Genomic DNA, 20044 nt, shown 5'->3' on the forward strand with positions numbered 1-20044 from the left:
CGGATGTGGGTGCCGAAGCGGAATCCGAGCGGCAAACCCGGGCGAAGCGGCTGGATATGAGCGCCCGTCACGAGCCCAAGACGCGGCGGAGGTAGTCGTTCGCGAAACGCCGGTCCGGGTCGAGCCGATCCCGCACGGCGGTGAACTCGCCGAAGCGCGGATAGGCCCGGGCGAAGTACTCCGCGTCGCGCGTGTGCACCTTCCCCCAGTGCGGCCGTCCCTCGTGGGCGGTGAAGATCCGCTCGGCGGCCGTGAAGTATGCCTGATAAGGGGTACCGCGGAACATGTGTACGGCGATGTACGCGCTGTCCCGCCCGGACGCCGTGGACAGGGTGATGTCGTCGGCCGGGGCGGTGCGGACCTCCACGGGGAAGCTGATGCGCAGGTTCGAGCGTTCGACCATGGCCTTCAGCTCGCGCAGTGTCTCCACCAGGGCCGCGCGCGGGACGGCGTACTCCATCTCCACGAACCGCACTCGCCGCGGAGAGGTGAAGACCTTGTAGGGGATGTCGGTGTAGGTACGGGCCGACAGGGCGCGGCTGGAGATCCGGGCGATCGCCGGGATGGTGGCGGGGGCGGCGCGGCCGACCCAGTTGGCCGCCTGGAAGACGCCGTTGGAGAGGAACTCGTCCTCGAACCAGCCGCTCAGTCGCCCCACCGGCCTCTCGGGGCCGGCGCTGCGGTTGTTGCGCTTGGTGTTGGTGCTCCCGGTGTGCGGGAACCAGTAGAACTCGAAGTGCTCGTTCTCGGCCCACAGTTCGTCGAACTCGGCGAGGACCTTCTCGAAGGGCATCGGCTCCTCGCGGGCCGTGAGCAGGAAGACCGGCTCCACCGCGAAGGTGATCGCGGTGATGATCCCCAGGGCGCCGAGGCCGACGCGCGCGGCCGCGAAGATCTCCGGGTTCTCCTTCTCGGAGCAGGTGAGCACCGAGCCGTCCGCCGTCACCAGTTCGAGTGCCCTGATCTGGGCGGCGATCGAACCCGAGTCGCGGCCGGTGCCGTGGGTGCCGGTGCTGGTGGCTCCGGACACGGTCTGATCCATGATGTCGCCCATGTTCGTGAGCGACAGTCCCTCGCGCGCGAGGGCCACATTGAGTCTCTTGAGGGGGGTGCCCGCCTCGACGGTGACCGTTCCGGCCTCACGATCGATATTGCGTATGCCGGTCAACAGTTGAGGGCGTATCAATACGCCGTCGGTGGCAGCGGCGGCCGTGAAGGAGTGCCCCGTGCCGACGGCCTTCACCTGCAGGCCGTCCTCGGCCGCCCTGCGTACGGCGGCGGACAGCTCCTCGACCGAGGCGGGGGTGATCTCCCGCAGGGGCCGGGCGGTGACGTTCCCGGCCCAGTTACGCCATGTGCCGCTCTTCCCGCTCGCTGTGGTGCTCATGGGACCCTCCCCGCTGCGGAACCGGCCTGCAGAGCCGGCGATACCCGAGGAAACCGACCGCGACCGCGACGGTCCCGGACACGGCCGGAACCCCGTACCCCGTCCTCGCGCCGGCCGCGTCGATCACCCAGCCGGCCACGGAGGAGCCGATCGCGACCCCGACCGCGAGCCCGGTGGACACCCAGGTCATTCCCTCGGTCAGATGCGCGCGTGGTACGTGCCGCTCGATGAGGGCCATCGTCGTGATCATGGTGGGAGCGATGGTCAGGCCCGCAACGAACAACGCCACGGCCAGAAACGGCAAGTTCCCGACCAGTAGGAGGGGGATCATACTCACGGCCATCCCACATACGCCCAGCAGCCACCGGCGTTCCGGGGCGCCCGTGAAGCGCAGCAGCCCGAAGACGAGGCCGGCGACGCAGGAGCCCGCCGCGTAGAGCGCCAGGACGACGCTGGCGGCCGCCTTGTGACCCTGCTCGTCGGCGAAGGCCACGGTCACCACGTCGACCGCCCCGAAGATCGTTCCCGTGGCCACGAACGTGGCGACCAGCACCTGGAGTCCCGGTGAGCGCAGCGCGGTGCCACCGGTGTGGTGGTCGCGCGGGTGCGGCTCCGGCTCGGTGCCGCGCTGTGCGGTGAGCCAGAGGACGCCGGTCGCGAGGAAGCACGCGGCGAGGAGGGGCCCCGCCTCCGGGAACCAGCTCGTGGACAGGCCGATGGAGATGATCGGCCCGAAGATGAAGCACACCTCGTCGACCACCGACTCGAACGAGTAGGCGGTGTGCAGCTGCGGGGTGCCCCGGTACAGGGCCGCCCAGCGCGCCCTGACCATCGCGCCCAGGCTCGGCACCGTGCCGATGCCCGCGGCGCACCCGAAGAGGACCCAGTCCGGCCAGGCGAGATGGGCGGCCAGGAGCAGCCCCGCGGCCGCGGTCAGCGCGCAGAGCGTCGCGGGGCGCAGCACCCGGCGTTGCCCGAACCGGTCGACCAGGCGCGATATCTGGGGGCCGACGACGGCGGCGGACAGCGCGACGGTGGCCGAGAGGGCGCCCGCGAGCCCATAGCGTCCGGTGAGCTGGGAGACCATCGTGACCACGCCGATGCCCATCATCGACAGCGGCATCCGGCCGAGGAAGCCTGCGGCGGAGAAGCTCTTGGAGCCGGGGGCGGTGAAAAGGGCGCGGTAGGGGCTGGGCACGGAGTCTCCGATGCGTCCGGTAAGGCGTGAAATAGGAGCATGTACCTTACGAGTTAGGCAACGCTAACGTATTCGGGATGCCATGGACGCACCAGTGTTCGGACATGGTCTTCGGACGCCCAGGGTGTCCGGAGGGAGGCGTCCGGAGCAGGGGGGCGCACATGCCGTCGCTCCGGCGCCGGCCGGGCCGCGGGGATTGCCTCACCCTGAACACCCGGTCGATCGCGGATGAAGCGTCGGGGCGCGGGCGGGTGGCGGAAGCGTTGTCGGCGGTGGGTGGCAGGATCGTAGACATGCCCGACGCACTAGACGCCAGCCCGTACGACGCCCTGCTGCTCCTTTCGTTCGGAGGCCCGGAGGGTCCGGACGACGTGGTCCCGTTCCTGGAGAACGTGACGCGGGGCCGGGGCATCCCCAAGGAGCGCCTGAAGGAGGTGGGGCAGCACTACTTCCTCTTCGGCGGGGTCAGCCCCATCAACGGCCAGAACCGCGTGCTCCTCGACGCCCTCCGCAAGGACTTCGCCGGACACGGCCTCGACCTGCCCGTCTACTGGGGCAACCGCAACTGGGCACCCTATGTGACCGACACCCTGCGTGAGATCGTCACGGATGGTCACCGCCGCGTCCTGGTCCTCGCGACCAGCGCCTACGCCTCCTACTCGGGCTGCCGTCAGTACCGCGAGGACCTCGCGGGGGCTCTGGCCGCCCTGGAGGCCGAGGGCCTGGAGCTGCCGCGGATCGACAAGCTGCGGCACTACTTCAACCACCCCGGCTTCGTGGAGCCGATGATCGAGGGCGTCCTCGAGTCCCTGGCCGACCTCCCCGGGGACGTCAGGGCCGGCGCCCACATCGCCTTCACCACGCATTCCATCCCGGACTCCGCGGCGGACACCTCCGGTCCGGTCGAGGATCACGGGGACGGCGGGGCGTATGTGAAGCAGCACCTGGACGTGGCCCGGCTGATCGCCGACGCCGTGCGCGAGCGGACCGGCGTCGACCACCCCTGGCGGCTCGTCTACCAGTCGCGCTCGGGCGCCCAGCACATCCCGTGGCTCGAGCCGGACATCTGCGACCACCTGGAGGAGCTGCACGGCGCCGGGGCCCCGGCTGTCGTGATGGCGCCGATCGGGTTCGTCTCGGACCACATGGAGGTCCTCTACGACCTGGACACGGAGGCCAAGGCGAAGGCCGGGGAGCTGGGCCTGCCGGTGCGCCGTTCGGCCACGGTCGGAGCCGACCCGCGGTTCGCCGCCGCGATTCGCGACCTGGTCGTCGAGCGCGCCGCGACCGAGCGCGGGCAGCAGGTGACCCCGTGCGCCCTCGGCGCGCTCGGCCCGAGCCACAACGTCTGCCCGGTGGGCTGCTGTGCGGCCCGCACCCCCAAGCCCGCCGCCGCGGGCGCCGACAGCCCGTACGTGTGAGGAGCACCGTGACCGAGCAGTCAGAGCCGTCCGGCCGGCTGAAGGCCGAACTCCTGGAGCTCGCCCTGGAGGCCGCCACCCGTGCGGGGGCCTTTCTGCGCGACGGGCGCCCCGACGACCTCGGGGTGGCCGCGACCAAGTCCAGCGCCATCGATGTCGTCACCGAGATGGACATCGCCGCCGAAAAGCTGATCACCGGGTTGATCACCGACCGCAGGCCGGAGGACGGCCTCCTCGGTGAGGAGGGGGCCAGCGTCGAGACCCGCAGCGGTGTCGAATGGGTGATCGACCCGATCGACGGCACGGTCAACTACCTCTACGGGCTGCCGAGCTGGGCGATCTCCATCGCGGCCCGCCAGGACGGGGAGACTCTGGTCGGAGTGGTGCATGCGCCGATGCGCGGGGAGATCTTCCGGGCCGTCCGGGGCGAGGGCGCGTTCGTGAACGACCGCCCCGCCCGGGTGCGCCCCGCGCCCGAGCTGGGGCTCGCCCTGGTGGGCACCGGCTTCGGCTATCTCGCCGAGCGCAAGGCCCGGCAGGCCGAGGTGGCCCGGCGGCTGATCCCGGAGGTGCGGGACATCCGCCGGGGCGGTTCCGCCGCGATCGACCTGTGCGATGTGGCGGCGGGGCGCATGGACGCGTACTACGAACGGGGCCTGAACCCCTGGGACTACGCCGCCGGCGACCTGATCGCCCGGGAGGCGGGCGCCCTGACCGGCGGCCGCCCCGGCGAGCCGCTCTCCCCGGCCCTGACGATCGCGGCCCCTCCGGGCCTGTTCGAACAGCTCCAGGCCAGGCTGGACGAACTGGGGGCCTGGCACGACTGACCGGCCCGCCGGGCACGGCCGGTGGTCACGCGGAGCGGCCGCCGCACAGCCGTCACCCGCTGCGGTGCGCCCGGCGCCGAACGCAAAGCGGGGCCCCGGTCTGGATCTGCCGGGGCCCCGCTTCGAGCGAGCTGATCAGACGCGCGTCGCGCCGACTTCCACACCGTGCTCGGCGGCAAGGCGGTGCAGGTCGTCGAGCTCCGACTGTTCGACGTCCGCAAGGAAGTCGTCGCCGGTTTCGCGGGCACGCGTCAGGTCGGACTCGGTTGCCCGTATGCGCTGCAGAAGTCCTGCGGTGAATGCGTCCATGCTGCGCCCCCTCGTCCTGGGTCGTGGGTCGGTGGCACGGGGGTGTGCCGTTGAGAAGGGACGATCACAGCTCCTGGGTGCCCAGCGCAGCCCTGGCTGGGCGGCGGCGGTGCCGGACACCCACGCCCGCTCTACGGGAAGCGGTGAGCAGCCGACCACATGGTGGTGTGGCATATGCAGAGCGTGATCGCGGGGTGTAAAGCCGTCCTCCCCCAGCGTCCTTCCGCGGAAACCTCAACCGGACGAGAAAATTTTTCATTCCCCGCGCCGGGCCGTTGCGCGGGGACCCTCGCCCAGGACTCCCTTCCCCCCGTCTTACAGCCGGTTTACGGCCGAAAAGGGCAGGATGGAGGTCTCACCCACGAACGGACCCGCCCGTGGGCTGCCTTCACCCGGGCGGCACGGGCGGACACAGGAAGGACAAGCGACGTGCGCGTACTCGTCGTCGAGGACGAGCAACTGCTCGCCGATGCGGTGGCCACCGGACTGCGCCGGGAGGCCATGGCCGTCGACGTCGTGTACGACGGTGCGGCCGCCCTGGAGCGCATCGGCGTCAACGACTACGACGTGGTCGTCCTGGACCGCGACCTCCCACTCGTGCACGGCGACGACGTCTGCCGCAAGCTGGTCGAGCTCGGGATGCCCACGCGCGTCCTGATGCTCACCGCCTCCGGCGATGTCAGCGACCGCGTGGAGGGCCTGGAGATCGGCGCCGACGACTATCTCCCCAAGCCGTTCGCGTTCAGCGAGCTGATCGCCCGTGTACGGGCCCTCGGACGGCGTACGAGCGTGCCGCTGCCGCCCGTTCTGGAGCGCGCCGGGATCAAGCTCGACCCCAACCGCCGGGAGGTCTTCCGCGAGGGCAGGGAGGTCCAGCTCGCGCCCAAGGAGTTCGCCGTACTGGAGGTCCTCATGCGCAGCGAGGGCGCCGTCGTCTCGGCGGAGCAGCTCCTGGAGAAGGCCTGGGACGAGAACACGGACCCGTTCACCAATGTCGTGCGCGTGACCGTCATGACCCTGCGCCGCAAGCTCGGCGAGCCCCCGGTCATCGTCACCGTGCCCGGTTCCGGATACCGGATCTGATGACCGTGGCCACGACACCCGCACCGCCCACGGCACCGCCCAAGCCCACCTGGGACCCGCGCAGGCCGGAGCCCCCCTTCCCCTGGCTGCGCCCGACCATCCGGATACGGCTCACGCTGCTGTACGGCGGCATGTTCCTGATCGCCGGCATCCTGCTGCTGTCGATCATCTATCTGTTCGCGGCACACGCGCTCAACGTGGGCAGCGAGCTGCCGTTCAAGATCCTCTCGGGGCAGGTCGCGAGTGACACCTGCAACTTCCCGTCCCGCCCGTCGGCGAGCGAGCTCAACGACGCGATGAACGCCTGTGTGAACGAGCAGCGCCAGCACGCCCTGGACAATCTGCTCAGCCGCTCGCTGCTGGCCCTGCTCGGCCTCGCTGTGATCGCCTTCGCCTTCGGTTATGCGATGGCGGGCCGCGTGCTCTCGCCGCTCGGCCGGATCACCCGTACCGCGCGTGCGGTGGCCGGCTCGGACCTGTCCCGCCGGATCGAGCTGGACGGCCCGGACGACGAGCTGAAGGAGCTGGCGGACACCTTCGACGACATGCTGGAGCGGCTCCAGCGGGCCTTCACGGCCCAGCAGCGGTTCGTCGGCAACGCCTCGCACGAGCTGCGCACCCCGCTCGCGATCAACCGCACGCTGCTGGAGGTCCACCTGTCCGACCCCGGGGCGCCCGTGGAGTTGCAGCAGCTCGGCAAGACGCTGCTCGCCACCAACGAGCGCAGCGAGCAGCTCGTCGAGGGCCTGCTGCTGCTCGCCCGCAGCGACAACCAGATCGTGGAACGCAAGCCCGTCGATCTGGCCGAGGTGGCCTCGCAGGCCGTCGACCAGGTGCATGCCGAGGCGGAGGCCAAGGGCGTGGAGATCCGCGGCGAGCGCGCTCCCGTGGTCGTGCAGGGCAACGGCGTGCTGCTGGAGCGGATCGCCCTGAACCTCGTCCAGAACGCGGTGCGTTACAACATCCCGGAGGGCGGCTGGGTGGACGTGACCACACTGATCCAGCACGGCCAGGCGGTCCTGGTCGTCGCGAACACCGGACCGGTCGTCCCCGCCTATGAGATCGACAATCTGTTCGAGCCGTTCACCCGGCTGCGGACGGAGCGTACGGGCAGCGACAAGGGCGTCGGGCTCGGTCTGTCCATCGCGCGGTCCGTGGCACGCGCCCATGGCGGCCACATCAGCGCAGAACCCCGCGAAGGGGGTGGCCTGGTGATGCGCGTCATGCTGCCGATCTGAGGCCCGGTGTCCGCGGCAGCCGACCGTGTTCGCTTTGGGCGGAATTTTCGGGGGCCGGATCCCGGCGGCGCATGTGTGATCGATCACAGGCGCAGCTTTCCGGCCATCTACTCTCCGTGATCCCGCGACTCCCGTAAAGCCGGGAAAATGCGGGTTTTCCAGGGCCTTGATCACGGGAAGTACACGGTGGTACGGCTTTGAAGTGGGGCGGCGAGACCGTGTACGGTCCGCTTCGCCATCCAACCCGATCACTCTTGAGGAGTCCGGTTGGGTGTCGATTGAGTAACAGACCTTGATGTGAGGCAAAATCTCCGCCTCGAGGCGGGCACAAGTCCGGCCTCTCACGCGTTACGTGCGCTGGAGACACCCGCAGACACCCAGAGGGGGAGAGCGAAATGGCAACCGATTACGACACTCCACGCAAGACCGACGACGATGTCGACTCCGACAGCCTGGAAGAGCTGAAGGCCCGCCGGAACGACAAGTCCGCTTCGGCTGTCGACGTCGACGAGTTCGAGGCCGCCGAGGGCCTGGAGCTGCCGGGCGCCGACCTCTCGAACGAGGAACTGGCCGTCCGTGTGCTCCCCAAGCAGCAGGACGAGTTCACCTGCATGAGCTGCTTCCTGGTGCACCACCGCAGCCAGCTGGCCCGCGAGAAGAACGGCCAGCCGATCTGCCGCGACTGCGACTGAGGCGGGGTCGGCCGTGATCGGCTCGACCCCTCCTTGGAAGCGCCGCTTCCCCCGCAAGGGGGCGGACCTCGAGCCGCCAGGCGGCTCTCACGGCGTGCGTGACGACGAGCGGGGCTCTTCCGACGAGGGAACAGCCTCGCTCGAACCGGCACCCGCCTCAGCGGCCCCTGAGGGGCCCGAGGTGCCGACCGACCCCCCGGCACCCCTCGCACGTCGCCATGCGGCCGCCGTCCGGGCCGGTATCCGGGAAGGCGTCCGCAAGGGTGGCAGCCAGGCCAGGGCGGGCCTGGCATACCTCGCCGACCGGATCATCGAGTTGGCCCCGCGGGTCCCCGTACGGGACCTGGAGACCCTCCGCAGACAGTTCCCCGGGCTCGGGCCCGAGGCGCTGGCCGACAAGCTCGTGGCGGGCGCGTCGAGGGCGACGGCCACCGTCGGAGCCGGGGTCGGCGCCGCCGCGATGCTGCCGGTGCCGCCGGCCATGCCCACCGAGCTGGCCGCGGAGATCACCGGTGTCGCGGCGGTCGAACTGAAGCTGATCGCCGAGCTGCACGAGGTGTACGGCCTGCGACCGCCCGGGAGCCTCACTCAGCGCAGCACCGCCTATCTGAGGTCCTGGTCCGGGGAGCGCGGGATCGACGTGACCAAGCCGTCGACGATAGACGCGGCCCTGGGCGGCCAGATGAAGCGGGAACTGCGGCAGCAGATCATGAGGCGGGTCGTTCGGGACCTGCCGACCCTCATGCCGTTCATGGTCGGGGCCGCGGTCGGAGCGGTCATGAACCGACGCGACACCAGGCGGCTCGCGGCCCGGATCCGCAGGGATCTGCGACGGCACCAGGTGCCCTGGGAGGCGCTCCCGGAACTGCCGCCCCTGGAGAAGCCGAAGCACCCCCTGGAGCTCGACGGCTGACCGTGGGGACAGACCACCCAGGGGCCGCCGGTGCGCCCCCTACGCCTGAGCCCGGGCCGCTTTGAGCGCCGCCGCCAGCCGCTCGGGCTCCCGCGTCGACAGATACAGATACGGCGTCGGGTCGGCCGGATCCGTGACCTCCACCTTCAGGGCCCTCGGAATGTACGCGCGCAGCAGCATGAAGGCACGCGTGTCCGCCTTGTACGTGCGCCACGCGCGGGCCTCCTCCTGGTCCAGGACCTCCGCGTCGCCGAGCGCCGACAGCGGGATCCTCGCCTCGCCGGCGAGGAGCGAGTCCCCGACCACGCGGATGCGGACGGAGCCGTACGAGCTGGCCACCACGGCCGAGGCCGCGGTGCCGCCGACCAGGCCGCCGAGCAGCGGCAGCGTGCCGAAGGGGACCAGGACGAGGGCCAGGGCGACACCGACCAGGAGGCACATCAGCCACCAGGAGCGGGGCGCGGTGAGGCGTTCTTCGTACGGCGACGCGGAGGGCTGCATGGAGCCAAGCTTGGCACGGTGTCCGCGAGGCGTTCACGCGCGGGTAAGGTCTGCGGCTGTGAGTGGTATTTCCGCATCCCTGACGCCCCCCGCCGACGCCGTGGCGGCCGTGCGGCACCCCGACGCGCCCGCTCCCGGAGAGCTGCTCGGCGCGCACTACGGACAGTGCTTCGGATGCGGGGAGGACCAGCCCCATGGACTGCACCTCCAGGCGCGGGCGGGTGAGGGCGTGTCCCTCACCGCGGAATTCACGGTCCAGCCCGCCCATCAGGGAGCACCCGGCCTCGCCCACGGGGGCGTGCTCGCCACCGCCCTCGACGAGACCCTCGGCTCGCTGAACTGGCTGCTGCGCACGATCGCGGTGACCGGGCGGCTGGAGACCGACTTCGTACGGCCGGTTCCCGTGGGTACCGTGCTGTACCTGGAGGCCGAGGTGACGGCGGTGGCCGGGCGCAAGATCTACTCGAGGGCCGCCGGCCGGATCGGCGGACCGGACGGACCCGTCGCCATCCGTGCCGAGGCCCTCTTCATCGAGGTCAAGGTCGACCACTTCGTCGACAACGGCCGTCCGCAGGAGATCAAGGCGGCCATGAGCGACCCGGACCAGCTTCGGCGCGCACGAGCCTTCGAGGTGAACCCGTGAGCAGCGACCCCGTGAACGTGCTGATCCGGCGCGTCGACCCCGACGTACCACTTCCGGCGTACGCACACCCCGGTGACGCGGGAGCGGACCTGCGCACCACCGAGAGCTGCGAACTCGGCCCCGGTGAACGGGCCGTTCTGCCGACGGGAGTGTCTGTCGCGCTGCCCGAGGGGTACGCGGCCTTCGTGCATCCGCGTTCGGGGCTCGCCGCGCGCTGCGGTGTCGCCCTCGTGAATGCCCCGGGGACGGTTGATGCCGGGTACCGTGGGGAGATCAAGGTGATCGTGGTGAATCTCGACCCGCGCGAGTCCGTGCGGTTCGAGCGCTTCGACCGGATTGCCCAACTGGTCGTCCAGCAGGTCGAGAGGGTCCGCTTCCAGGAGGTCGCGGAGCTTCCCGACTCGACGCGGGCCGAGGGGGGCTTCGGGTCCACCGGCGGTCACGCCGCCGTGGGCGGGGCAACGGGTGGGAATCGATACGCTTCGGTCGTATCCGACCGGGAAGGACAGTGACGTGTTCGGACGTCGCAAGAAGAAGGGTGCCGCCGAGGACGCGGCCGGCGAGGCCGAGCAGGTCGTCGACGGTGTCGACACTGAGGCGGACGAAGAGGTTGAGCGTGAGCGTGTGAGGCTCGAACCGGAGCCGCGTCCCGACGGCCCCTGGGACGCGTCCGAGGTCCGCGAGCCCGGAGAGGGCCGGGTGGACCTGGGCGGTATGTTCGTGCCCGGGGTCGAGGGCATGGAGCTGCGCGTGGAGGTCGCGGGTGACGCGATCGTCGCGGCGACCGTCGTGCTGCGGGACAGCGCCGTCCAGTTGCAGGCCTTCGCCGCGCCCAAGCGCGAGGGCATCTGGGGCGAGGTCCGCGAGGAGATCGCCAGCGGTATCACCCAGCAGGGTGGCATCGTCGACGAGGTCGAGGGGCCGCTCGGCTGGGAGCTGCGGGCCCAGGTGCCGGTGCAGCTGCCGGACGGCACGAGCGGTTTCCAGGTCGTGCGGTTCGTCGGCGTGGACGGTCCCCGCTGGTTCCTGCGAGGTGTGATCTCGGGCCAGGGAGCCGTGCAGCCGCAGGCCGCCGGGCTGCTCGAGCAGATCTTCCGGGACACCGTCGTGGTGCGGGGCGAGGCCCCGATGGCGCCGCGCGACCCGATCGTCCTTCAGCTGCCGAATGACGCGCAGATGGTGCCCGAGGGTGTGCAGCAGGAGGACGGAGGGTCCCGTTTCTCCGGCGGCATGGGCCAGTTGCAGCGCGGCCCCGAGATCACCGAGGTGCGCTGACCGCTCCGCTGACACCACCGTTCCGAGGCCGTACCCCGCCGTGGGTGCGGCCTCGGCCGTGTGAGCATGCCAGACCGATCCGGATCAGAGTCCCGTATCAGGGTTCCGTCAAAGTCACACGTCCGGGCGCATCCCGGCGCATTCGCCGCGATTCATGGCCGTAAGGTCGACGCAGCGTACGCAAGTGTGCTTGGGAAGACAATGGGGCCATGGGACGCGGCAAGCTTCGGATCTACCTCGGTGCGGCACCGGGTGTCGGCAAGACCTACGCGATGCTGTCGGAGGCGCACCGCCGTATCGAGCGTGGGACGGACTGTGTGGTGGCGTTCGTGGAGCCTCACGGCCGGTCGCGCACCGAGGTGATGTTGCACGGTCTGGAGCAGATTGCGCGCCGGGAGATCGAGTACCGGGACGCCCGCTTCGGTGAGATGGATGTGGACGCGGTGCTGCGCCGTGCGCCCGCGGTCGCCCTGGTGGATGAACTGGCTCATACCAATGTGCCGGGCTCGCGTCATGCCAAGCGGTGGCAGGACGTGGAGGAGTTGCTGGCCGCCGGGATCGACGTGGTGTCGACGGTGAACATCCAGCATCTGGAGTCCCTGGGTGATGTGGTGGAGTCGATAACGGGTGTGCGGCAGCGGGAGACGGTTCCCGATGAGGTGGTGCGTCGTGCGGACCAGATCGAGTTGGTGGACATGTCGCCGCAGGCGCTGCGGCGGCGTATGGCGCACGGCAACATCTACAAGTCGGACAAGGTCGATGCGGCGCTGTCGAACTATTTCCGTCCCGGGAATCTGACGGCGTTGCGGGAGCTGGCTCTGCTGTGGGTGGCCGACCGGGTCGACGAGTATTTGAACGAGTACCGCAGTGAGCATCGGGTGTCGGCGATCTGGGGTTCGCGGGAGCGGATCGTGGTCGGGCTGACGGGGGGTCCGGAGGGCCGGACGTTGATACGGCGTGCCGCGCGTCTGGCGGAGAAGGGTGCGGGCGGTGAGGTGATGGCCGTCTACATCTCCCGCAGCGACGGGCTCACCTCGGCCTCCCCGAAGGAGCTGGCGGTCCAGCGCACGCTGGTGGAGGACCTCGGCGGCACCTTCCACCACGTCGTCGGCGACGACATCCCCGCGGCGCTGCTGGACTTCGCCCGGGGCGTGAACGCCACCCAGATCGTGCTCGGCTCCTCGCGCCGCAAGGCGTGGCAGTACGTCTTCGGGCCCGGCGTCGGTGCCACGGTCGCCCGTGAGTCGGGGCCCGACCTCGATGTGCACATCGTCACGCACGACGAGGTCGCCAAGGGGCGCGGCCTGCCGGTGGCCCGGGGCGCACGGCTCGGCCGCACCCGCATCATCGCGGGCTGGCTGGTCGGCATCATCGGCCCCGTGGTCCTCGCGTTCCTGCTGAACACCGTCGACCTCGGTCTCGCCAACGACATGCTGCTGTTCCTGACCCTGACGGTCGCGGCGGCCCTGCTCGGCGGCCTCTTCCCCGCGCTCGCCTCGGCGGCCTTCGGCTCTTTGCTGCTGAACTACTACTACACGCCCCCGCTGCACCGGCTGACGATCGCCGACCCGAAGAACATCGTCGCCATCGCGATCTTCGTCGGGGTCGCCGTGTCCGTGGCGTCGGTGGTGGACCTCGCCGCCCGACGCACCCACCAGGCGGCGAGGCTGCGGGCCGAGTCGGAGATCCTGTCCTTCCTCGCGGGCAACGTCCTGCGTGGGGAGACCAGCCTCGAGGAGCTCCTGGAGCGGGTGCGCGAGACCTTCGGCATGGAGTCCGCGGCCATGCTGGAGCGGACCAGCGACGTGGACCCGTGGACCTGCGCGGGCGGCGTGGGCCCGGGCAAGGCGGTCGAACGGCCCGAGGACGCCGACGTGGACGTGCCGGTGGGCGACCACATGGCGCTGGCACTGTCCGGGCGGGTCCTGCCCGCCTCGGACCGCCGGGTGCTGGCCGCGTTCGCCGCACAGGCCGCGGTGGTCCTCGACCGCCGGCGCCTCCAGCAGGAGGCCGAACAGGCCCGCACGCTGGCCGAGGGCAACCGCATCCGCACCGCCCTGCTGGCCGCCGTGAGCCACGACCTGCGCACTCCGCTCGCGGGGATCAAGGCGTCGGTCACGTCCCTCAGGTCGGACGATGTGGAGTGGTCGGAGGAGGACCGCGCCGAGCTGCTCGCGGCGATCGAGGAGGGCGCCGACCGGCTCGACCACCTGGTGGGCAACCTGCTGGACATGTCCCGCCTCCAGACCGGCACCGTCACCCCGCTCATCCGGGAGATCGACCTGGACGAGGTGGTGCCGATGGCGCTCGGCGGGGTGCCCGAGGACAGCGTGGACCTCGACATCCCGGAGAGCCTGCCGATGGTCGCCGTCGACGCCGGGCTGCTGGAGCGCACGGTCGCCAACCTGGTCGAGAACGCGGTCAAGTACAGCTCCCTCGGAACGCCCGTGTTCGTCTCCGCCAGTGCTCTCGCCGCCCGGGTCGAGGTGCGTGTGGTGGACCGCGGGCCGGGCGTCCCGGACGAGGCCAAGGACCGCATCTTCGAACCCTTCCAGCGCTACGGCGACGCCCCGCGCGGCACCGGTGTCGGTCTGGGCCTCGCGGTCGCCCGCGGCTTCGCCGAGGCCATGGGCGGCACCCTGAACGCCGAGGACACTCCCGGCGGCGGACTCACCATGGTCCTCACCCTCCGGGCCGTGCAGAGCCCTCACCGCCCCGTACGCATCGCCGAACCAGAAAGGCAAACCACATGACCCGGGTGCTCGTGGTCGACGACGAGCCGCAGATCGTGCGCGCCCTCGTGATCAACCTCAAGGCGCGCAAGTACGAGGTGGACGCTGCTCCCGACGGCGCGTCCGCGCTCCAGCTCGCCGCCGCCCGCCACCCCGACGTCGTGGTGCTCGACCTCGGACTGCCCGACATGGACGGCGTCGAGGTGATCAAGGGCCTGCGGGGCTGGACCCGGGTGCCGATCCTCGTGCTGTCCGCCCGCCACTCCTCCGACGAGAAGGTCGAGGCGCTGGACGCCGGCGCCGACGACTACGTCACCAAGCCGTTCGGGATGGACGAACTGCTGGCCCGGCTCCGCGCCGCCATCCGCCGTGCCGAGCCGACCGGCGCCGACGAGGACGACGTGCTGGTGGAGACCGGGGGATTCACCGTCGACCTGGCCGCGAAGAAGGTCAACCGGGCCGGGAAGGACGTACGCCTCACCCCCACGGAGTGGCATCTGCTGGAGGTGCTCGTGCGCAACACCGGCCGCCTGGTCGGCCAGAAGCAGCTGCTCCAGGAGGTGTGGGGCCCGTCGTACGGCACGGAGACGAACTATCTGCGGGTGTACATGGCCCAGCTGCGGCGGAAGCTCGAGGCGGACCCGTCGCATCCGAAGCACTTCATCACCGAGCCGGGTATGGGGTACAGATTCGAGAAGTGAGGCGTACGTCCCGGGGATGGCGCGTGTGCGTCGGTGTCGGGGCACCCCGGTACGCTTTTCGGTATGAGCGCTGTTCCTCGTTCCGAAAAGCCGGTGAGCCGTTTCCGGCGCATGCTCGACCGGCTTTCCTCGTCGCAGGAGGATCTGGAGTCCGAGGAGTTGCGTGAGGACGCCGATACCGCGGGATGTACGCGCATCGGCGACTGCCACGACCGGCAGATCGTGACGGTTACTGGTACCTTGCGCACGGTCACGCTGCGTCCGAGGGCCGGTGTGCCGGCCCTGGAAGCCGAGCTGTTCGACGGCTCGGCCGCGCTGGACCTGGTCTGGCTCGGCCGGCGTTCCATCGTCGGCATAGAACCGGGACGCAAGCTCATCGCTTCGGGCCGGATCTCCATGAGCCGGGGCCGCAGGGTGCTGTTCAATCCGAAGTACGAACTCAGACCGCTCGGACGGGAGTAGCCGGTGACGTCACTCGAGAAGCCGACCGAAGACGCCCAGCACGATTCGCGGGCGGTGACCGAGGCCGCGCTGTTCGAGGCGTTCGGCGGTGTGCGAGGCATGGTCGAGACCGTGGTGCCCGGCCTCTTCTTCGTCACCATCTTCACGATCAACAAGAACCTGCACTGGTCGGCGATCGCCGCCCTCGCCGTGTCCCTGTTGCTCGTGGTCGTCCGCCTCGTGATGCGGGACACCGTGAAGCACGCCTTCAGCGGAGTGTTCGGTGTCGCGTTCGGCGTGGTCTTCGCGATGATGACCGGCAACGCGAAGGACTTCTATCTGCCGGGCATGCTCTACACGCTGGGTCTGGCCCTGGCGTACATCGTCACCACGCTTGCCGGAGTGCCCCTGATCGGCCTGATGCTCGGTCCGGTCTTCAAGGAGAACCTCTCCTGGCGCACCCGCAACCCCGGCCGCAAGAAGGCGTACACCAAGGCCAGCTGGGCCTGGGGTCTGATCCTGCTCGCCAAGTGCGCGATCCTCTTCCCCCTGTACTGGTGGGCCGACACCGCTCAGCTCGGCTGGGTCCTGATCGCGCTCAAGATCCCGCCGTTCCTGCTCGCCGTCTGGCTCACCTGGGTGTTCCTGGCGAAGGCGCCCGCGCCGATCGACGTGTTCGCGGAGATGGAAGCGGAGGAGAAGGCCGAGGAGGAGCGGAAGGCGGCGGCCGGCGCCGCCGACCGGGAGACCTCGACCGGCCGCCACCGCCGGGAGTCCTAGCGTCCGGCTGTGCTGGCTGCGACGGTCCTGGCGCCGGCGGGTCCTGGCGCGGGCGGTCCTGGCTCCGGCGGACCCGGCTCCGGCAGTGGGCCGGTAGCCCCCCGTTCCGGCAGCCCCAGCGCCGGAAGTCCCAGCTCCGGAACCGGGCCCCACGGGAAAGAGCGGAGGCGCCCCGACATGGTCGGAGCGCCCCGGTCCGGGTAGGGGGAGCGGGACTAGCCCGCCGTGTCCTCCCGGCGTACCGACAGCAGGTCCTCCAGCTGTCCCTCGCGTGCCTGGGCCGCCACGAACAGCAGTTCGTCGCCCGCCTCCAGGGAATCCTCCCGGGACGGGGTCAGCACCCGGGTGCCGCGGATGATGGTCACCAGGGACGTGTCCTGCGGCCACTCCACATCACCGACCTGCGTGCCGGCCAGAGCCGACTCCGGAGGCAGGGTCAGCTCGACCAGGTTCGCGTCGCCGTGGCTGAAGCGGAGCAGACGGACCAGATCGCCGACGCTCACCGCCTCCTCCACCAGCGCGGACATCAGACGCGGGGTGGAGACGGCCACGTCCACGCCCCACGACTCGTTGAACAGCCACTCGTTCTTCGGGTTGTTCACACGGGCGACGACGCGCGGAACGGCGTACTCCGTCTTCGCCAGCAGGGACACGACCAGGTTCACCTTGTCGTCGCCCGTCGCGGCGATCACGACATTGCAGCGCTGGAGCGCCGCCTCGTCCAGGGACGTGATCTCGCAGGCGTCGGCCAGCAGCCACTCCGCCTGGGGCACGCGCTCGACCGAGATCGCGGTCGGTGCCTTGTCGATCAGCAGGACCTCGTGCCCGTTCTCCAGCAGCTCGCCCGCGATCGAGCGGCCCACGGCACCGGCACCGGCAATGGCGACCCTCATCAGTGCCCGCCCTCTCCTTCAGGCCCCTTGGCGAACGCCGCCTCGACCTTCTCGACGTCGTCCGTCCGCATCATCACGTGCACCAGGTCGCCCTCCTGGAGCACCGTCTGCGACGTGGGCAGCATCGTCTCGCCCAGCCGGGTGAGGAATGCAACGCGCACACCGGTCTCCTCCTGGAGCCGGCTGATCCTGTGCCCGACCCAGGCCGCCGAGGTGTGCACCTCGGCGAGCTGTACACCGCCGGTGGGGTCCCGCCACAACGGCTCGGCACCCGACGGGAGCAGGCGGCGCAGCATCTGGTCGGCCGTCCACCGGACGGTCGCCACGGTGGGGATGCCCAGGCGCTGGTAGACCTCCGCACGGCGCGGGTCGTAGATACGGGCCGCCACATTCTCGATGCCGAACATCTCACGCGCCACACGCGCGGCGATGATGTTCGAGTTGTCCCCGCTGGAGACGGCGGCGAAGGCACCGGCTTCCTCGATGCCCGCCTCGCGCAGGGTGTCCTGGTCGAAGCCCACTCCGGTGACACGGCGGCCGCCGAACCCGGAGCCCAGCCGTCGGAAGGCGGTGGGGTCCTGGTCGATCACGGCGACCGTATGCCCCTGTTGCTCCAAGGTCTGGGCAAGAGCGGAGCCCACTCTTCCGCAGCCCATGATGACGATGTGCACGACCGTCCTTCCGATGTCAATGGTCACGGCTCAGTCGAAACGCCAAGAACAGGGTCTCAGACCGCCGCCCAAGCTACACACGCGCGGTGCGCGTAGGGCACCCCCGGGCGCGTGTGCCGCAGGGTGTCGTTCGTGAGGCAGATCTCTGCCGGCGGGTGGGCGACCCCCGGCAGGAACCCTTACGATCCTCTCTTGTGTCCAAACTGACCGACGTGCCCAAACGCATCCTCATCGGGCGCGCACTGCGCAGTGACCGGCTGGGGGAGACCCTCCTGCCCAAGCGCATCGCACTCCCCGTCTTCGCCTCCGACCCGCTCTCCTCCGTGGCCTATGCCCCGGGTGAGGTGCTGTTGGTCCTGTCCATCGCGGGCGTGTCGGCCTACCACTTCAGCCCCTGGATCGCGGTCGCCGTCGTCGTGCTGATGTTCACGGTGGTCGCCTCCTACCGGCAGAACGTGCACGCGTACCCGAGCGGCGGCGGCGACTACGAGGTGGCCACCACCAACCTCGGACCCAAGGCGGGCCTGACCGTCGCCAGCGCTCTGCTCGTCGACTACGTCCTCACGGTCGCGGTGTCGATCTCCTCCGGCATCGAGAACCTCGGCTCCGCCGTCCCCTTCGTGGTCGAGCACAAGGTCCTCTGCGCGGTCGCCGTCGTCGTGCTGCTCACGCTGATGAACCTGCGCGGGGTCAAGGAGTCCGGCACGCTGTTCGCGATCCCGACGTATGTCTTCGTCGCGGGCGTGTTCATCATGATCCTTTGGGGCTCGTTCCGCGGGCTGGTCCTCGGGGACACCATGCGGGCGCCCACGGCGTCGTACCAGGTCAGGGCCGAGCACCAGGGCATAGCGGGATTCGCGCTGGTCTTCCTGCTGCTGCGCGCCTTCTCCTCCGGCTGTGCCGCGCTCACCGGTGTCGAGGCGATCTCCAACGGCGTCCCGGCCTTCCGCAAGCCCAAGTCGAAGAACGCGGCGACCACGCTCGCGATGATGGGCCTGCTCGCCGTCACCATGTTCTGCGGCATCATCGTGCTCGCCATGACGACCAAGGTCCGCATGGCCGAGAACCCGGCCGCCGATCTGCTCCACAACGGTGTCGCGCTCGGCTCCGGATACGTCCAGAACCCGGTGATCTCGCAGGTCGCCGAGGCCGTCTTCGGCAAGGGCAGCCTGCTGTTCATCGTGCTGGCCGCGGCCACCGCGCTCGTGCTGTTCCTCGCCGCGAACACCGCGTACAACGGCTTCCCGCTGCTCGGCTCGATCCTCGCCCAGGACCGCTACCTGCCGCGCCAGCTGCACACCCGCGGCGACCGCCTCGCCTTCTCCAACGGCATCGTGCTGCTCGCGGGCGCGGCCACCATGCTGATCTTCATCTACGGCGCCGACTCGACCCGGCTGATCCAGCTGTACATCGTCGGCGTGTTCGTGTCGTTCACGCTGAGCCAGACCGGCATGGTCCGCCACTGGAACCGGCACCTCGCCACCGAGCGCGACCAGGCCAAGCGCCGGCACATGGTGCGCTCGCGCGCCATCAACGCCTTCGGCGCCTTCTTCACCGGCCTGGTCCTGGTCGTCGTCCTGGTCACGAAGTTCACGCACGGCGCCTGGGTCGCCCTGCTCGGCATGTGCATCTTCTACGCGACGATGACCGCGATCCGCCGGCACTACGACGGCGTGTCCGAGGAACTGGCCGCACCCGAGGGCCCCAGCGACGACAGCGTGCGCCCGTCCCGCGTCCACTCCGTGGTCCTCATCTCCAAGATCCACCGCCCGACACTGCGCGCCCTGGCCTACGCCAAACTGCTGCGCACGGACACCCTCGAGGCGCTCAGCGTCAACGTCGACCCGGCGGAGACGAAGCAGCTCAAGGACGAGTGGGAGCGGCGCGGCATCGACGTACCGCTGAAGATCCTCGACTCGCCGTACCGCGAGATCACGCGGCCAGTGATCGAGTACGTCAAGGGCCTGCGCCGTGAGTCCCCGCGCGACGCCGTGTCCGTGATCATCCCGGAGTACGTCGTCGGCCGCTGGTACGAGCACCTGCTGCACAACCAGAGCGCACTGAGGCTGAAGGGCCGGCTGCTGTTCACGCCGGGCGTCATGGTGACCTCGGTTCCGTACCAGCTGCAGTCGTCCGAGCTGGCGAAGCAGCGGGCCCGCAGGCGGCAGGACTGGAACGCACCCGGTGCGGTGCGGCGCGGCCCGGCGGAGGCGCGGGCCAAGGAGTCGTCCGCCTCGCAGAGCTGAGGCCCCCGTCTCATGGTGAACGGCCGGGTGACAGCCACGTAGACTGGTGGGCTGTCGTCCGGCCGGACCGGCCGTGCACTCGTCCCCCTCTCC

Annotated in this window: 20 protein-coding genes; 14 read left to right on the forward strand and 6 right to left on the reverse strand. The window is 70.2% G+C overall.

What is annotated here, in order from left to right; translation table 11 throughout:
• Window positions 1-67: 67 nt before the first annotated feature.
• Together LZ604_RS08115 and LZ604_RS08120 are read right to left on the reverse strand one after the other, a co-directional pair.
• On the reverse strand, window positions 68-1387 hold the full coding sequence (locus tag LZ604_RS08115; protein ID WP_234513710.1) for a D-arabinono-1,4-lactone oxidase: 1320 nt from the start codon (window positions 1385-1387) through the stop codon (window positions 68-70).
• The gene (locus LZ604_RS08120; protein WP_234513712.1) at window positions 1347-2585 is read right to left on the reverse strand and encodes an MFS transporter; all 1239 of its coding nucleotides are present in this window, start codon (window positions 2583-2585) and stop codon (window positions 1347-1349) included. The genes LZ604_RS08115 and LZ604_RS08120 overlap by 41 nt, the downstream gene beginning before the upstream one ends.
• A 293-nt stretch (window positions 2586-2878) precedes the next feature.
• Here LZ604_RS08120 and LZ604_RS08125 point away from each other — a divergent pair, with 293 nt between their 5' ends.
• Both LZ604_RS08125 and LZ604_RS08130 read left to right on the forward strand, forming a co-directional pair.
• Window positions 2879-4006: a ferrochelatase gene (locus LZ604_RS08125; RefSeq protein WP_234513715.1), complete on the forward strand. Its 1128-nt coding sequence runs from the start codon at window positions 2879-2881 to the stop codon at window positions 4004-4006.
• A gap of 8 nt (window positions 4007-4014) precedes the next feature.
• Entirely contained in the window at window positions 4015-4833 is an 819-nt protein-coding gene (locus tag LZ604_RS08130; protein ID WP_234513717.1) for an inositol monophosphatase family protein, read from the forward strand.
• 135 nt (window positions 4834-4968) lie between these two features.
• Here the strand turns inward: LZ604_RS08130 and LZ604_RS08135 are convergent, their stop codons facing one another.
• Window positions 4969-5142, reverse strand: coding sequence for a hypothetical protein (locus tag LZ604_RS08135; RefSeq protein WP_234513720.1), 174 nt, complete (start codon window positions 5140-5142; stop codon window positions 4969-4971).
• Window positions 5143-5571: 429 nt separating this feature from the next.
• Here LZ604_RS08135 and LZ604_RS08140 point away from each other — a divergent pair, with 429 nt between their 5' ends.
• The 4 genes from LZ604_RS08140 (at window position 5572) to LZ604_RS08155 (ending at window position 9068) form a co-directional block, all read left to right on the forward strand.
• A complete protein-coding gene (locus tag LZ604_RS08140) occupies window positions 5572-6225 on the forward strand; it encodes a response regulator transcription factor (protein WP_234513723.1) in 654 nt (217 codons plus the stop codon).
• A gap of 5 nt (window positions 6226-6230) precedes the next feature.
• Entirely contained in the window at window positions 6231-7463 is a 1233-nt protein-coding gene (locus LZ604_RS08145; protein ID WP_234513982.1) for a sensor histidine kinase, read from the forward strand.
• Between the two features lie 395 nt (window positions 7464-7858).
• Complete coding sequence (locus LZ604_RS08150) at window positions 7859-8155, forward strand: DUF4193 domain-containing protein (protein WP_003993510.1); 297 nt, start codon at window positions 7859-7861, stop codon at window positions 8153-8155.
• A 13-nt stretch (window positions 8156-8168) separates the two neighbouring features.
• The gene (locus LZ604_RS08155; RefSeq protein WP_234513725.1) at window positions 8169-9068 is read left to right on the forward strand and encodes a hypothetical protein; all 900 of its coding nucleotides are present in this window, start codon (window positions 8169-8171) and stop codon (window positions 9066-9068) included.
• Window positions 9069-9107: 39 nt separating this feature from the next.
• Here LZ604_RS08155 and LZ604_RS08160 read toward each other — a convergent pair whose 3' ends face one another.
• A complete protein-coding gene (locus LZ604_RS08160; RefSeq protein ID WP_234513727.1) occupies window positions 9108-9569 on the reverse strand; it encodes a DUF3093 domain-containing protein in 462 nt (153 codons plus the stop codon).
• 58 nt (window positions 9570-9627) lie between these two features.
• Between LZ604_RS08160 and LZ604_RS08165 the strand changes: the two genes are divergently transcribed.
• From LZ604_RS08165 to LZ604_RS08195, 7 genes are all read left to right on the forward strand, one after another.
• Window positions 9628-10212, forward strand: a complete 585-nt coding sequence (locus LZ604_RS08165; protein ID WP_234513731.1) for a PaaI family thioesterase — start codon at window positions 9628-9630, stop codon at window positions 10210-10212.
• Complete coding sequence (gene dut / locus LZ604_RS08170) at window positions 10209-10724, forward strand: dUTP diphosphatase (RefSeq protein WP_234513732.1); 516 nt, start codon at window positions 10209-10211, stop codon at window positions 10722-10724. The genes LZ604_RS08165 and dut overlap by 4 nt, the downstream gene beginning before the upstream one ends.
• 1 nt (window position 10725) lies before the next feature.
• Window positions 10726-11487: a DUF3710 domain-containing protein gene (locus tag LZ604_RS08175; protein WP_234513734.1), complete on the forward strand. Its 762-nt coding sequence runs from the start codon at window positions 10726-10728 to the stop codon at window positions 11485-11487.
• Between the two features lie 209 nt (window positions 11488-11696).
• Window positions 11697-14240: an ATP-binding protein gene (locus LZ604_RS08180; protein WP_234513735.1), complete on the forward strand. Its 2544-nt coding sequence runs from the start codon at window positions 11697-11699 to the stop codon at window positions 14238-14240.
• Window positions 14237-14920 carry a response regulator gene (locus LZ604_RS08185; RefSeq protein ID WP_234513737.1) on the forward strand — a complete coding sequence of 228 codons (684 nt, stop codon included), beginning with the start codon at window positions 14237-14239 and terminating at the stop codon, window positions 14918-14920. The genes LZ604_RS08180 and LZ604_RS08185 overlap by 4 nt, the downstream gene beginning before the upstream one ends.
• A 63-nt stretch (window positions 14921-14983) precedes the next feature.
• Window positions 14984-15382 carry an OB-fold nucleic acid binding domain-containing protein gene (locus LZ604_RS08190; protein WP_234513739.1) on the forward strand — a complete coding sequence of 133 codons (399 nt, stop codon included), beginning with the start codon at window positions 14984-14986 and terminating at the stop codon, window positions 15380-15382.
• Between the two features lie 3 nt (window positions 15383-15385).
• Complete coding sequence (locus tag LZ604_RS08195) at window positions 15386-16141, forward strand: DUF3159 domain-containing protein (RefSeq protein WP_234513743.1); 756 nt, start codon at window positions 15386-15388, stop codon at window positions 16139-16141.
• Window positions 16142-16356: 215 nt separating this feature from the next.
• Here the strand turns inward: LZ604_RS08195 and LZ604_RS08200 are convergent, their stop codons facing one another.
• Complete coding sequence (locus LZ604_RS08200; RefSeq protein WP_234513746.1) at window positions 16357-17034, reverse strand: potassium channel family protein; 678 nt, start codon at window positions 17032-17034, stop codon at window positions 16357-16359.
• Window positions 17034-17705 carry a potassium channel family protein gene (locus LZ604_RS08205; RefSeq protein WP_234513984.1) on the reverse strand — a complete coding sequence of 224 codons (672 nt, stop codon included), beginning with the start codon at window positions 17703-17705 and terminating at the stop codon, window positions 17034-17036. Before LZ604_RS08205 ends, LZ604_RS08200 begins: the two co-directional genes overlap by 1 nt.
• Window positions 17706-17899: 194 nt before the next feature.
• On the opposite strand from LZ604_RS08205, the gene LZ604_RS08210 reads away from it, so the two are divergent.
• Window positions 17900-19951, forward strand: coding sequence for an APC family permease (locus LZ604_RS08210; protein ID WP_234513749.1), 2052 nt, complete (start codon window positions 17900-17902; stop codon window positions 19949-19951).
• The last annotated feature ends 93 nt before the right edge of the window (window positions 19952-20044 follow it).

Origin of the sequence: Streptomyces glomeratus, from assembly GCF_021462825.1 — a bacterium.
Taxonomy (GTDB): Bacteria; Actinomycetota; Actinomycetes; order Streptomycetales; family Streptomycetaceae; genus Streptomyces; species Streptomyces glomeratus.

Excerpts from the sequence above, each read along its gene's own strand:
- LZ604_RS08160 (WP_234513727.1), bottom strand. The coding sequence starts at position 9,569 with ATGCAGCCCTCCGCGTCGCCGTACGAAGAACGCCTCACCGCGCCCCGC.
- LZ604_RS08185 (WP_234513737.1), top strand. The coding sequence starts at position 14,237 with ATGACCCGGGTGCTCGTGGTCGACGACGAGCCGCAGATCGTGCGCGCC.
- LZ604_RS08190 (WP_234513739.1), top strand. The coding sequence starts at position 14,984 with ATGAGCGCTGTTCCTCGTTCCGAAAAGCCGGTGAGCCGTTTCCGGCGC.
- LZ604_RS08115 (WP_234513710.1), bottom strand. The coding sequence starts at position 1,387 with ATGAGCACCACAGCGAGCGGGAAGAGCGGCACATGGCGTAACTGGGCC.
- LZ604_RS08135 (WP_234513720.1), bottom strand. The coding sequence starts at position 5,142 with ATGGACGCATTCACCGCAGGACTTCTGCAGCGCATACGGGCAACCGAG.
- LZ604_RS08200 (WP_234513746.1), bottom strand. The coding sequence starts at position 17,034 with ATGAGGGTCGCCATTGCCGGTGCCGGTGCCGTGGGCCGCTCGATCGCG.
- LZ604_RS08180 (WP_234513735.1), top strand. The coding sequence starts at position 11,697 with ATGGGACGCGGCAAGCTTCGGATCTACCTCGGTGCGGCACCGGGTGTC.
- LZ604_RS08150 (WP_003993510.1), top strand. The coding sequence starts at position 7,859 with ATGGCAACCGATTACGACACTCCACGCAAGACCGACGACGATGTCGAC.
- LZ604_RS08125 (WP_234513715.1), top strand. The coding sequence starts at position 2,879 with ATGCCCGACGCACTAGACGCCAGCCCGTACGACGCCCTGCTGCTCCTT.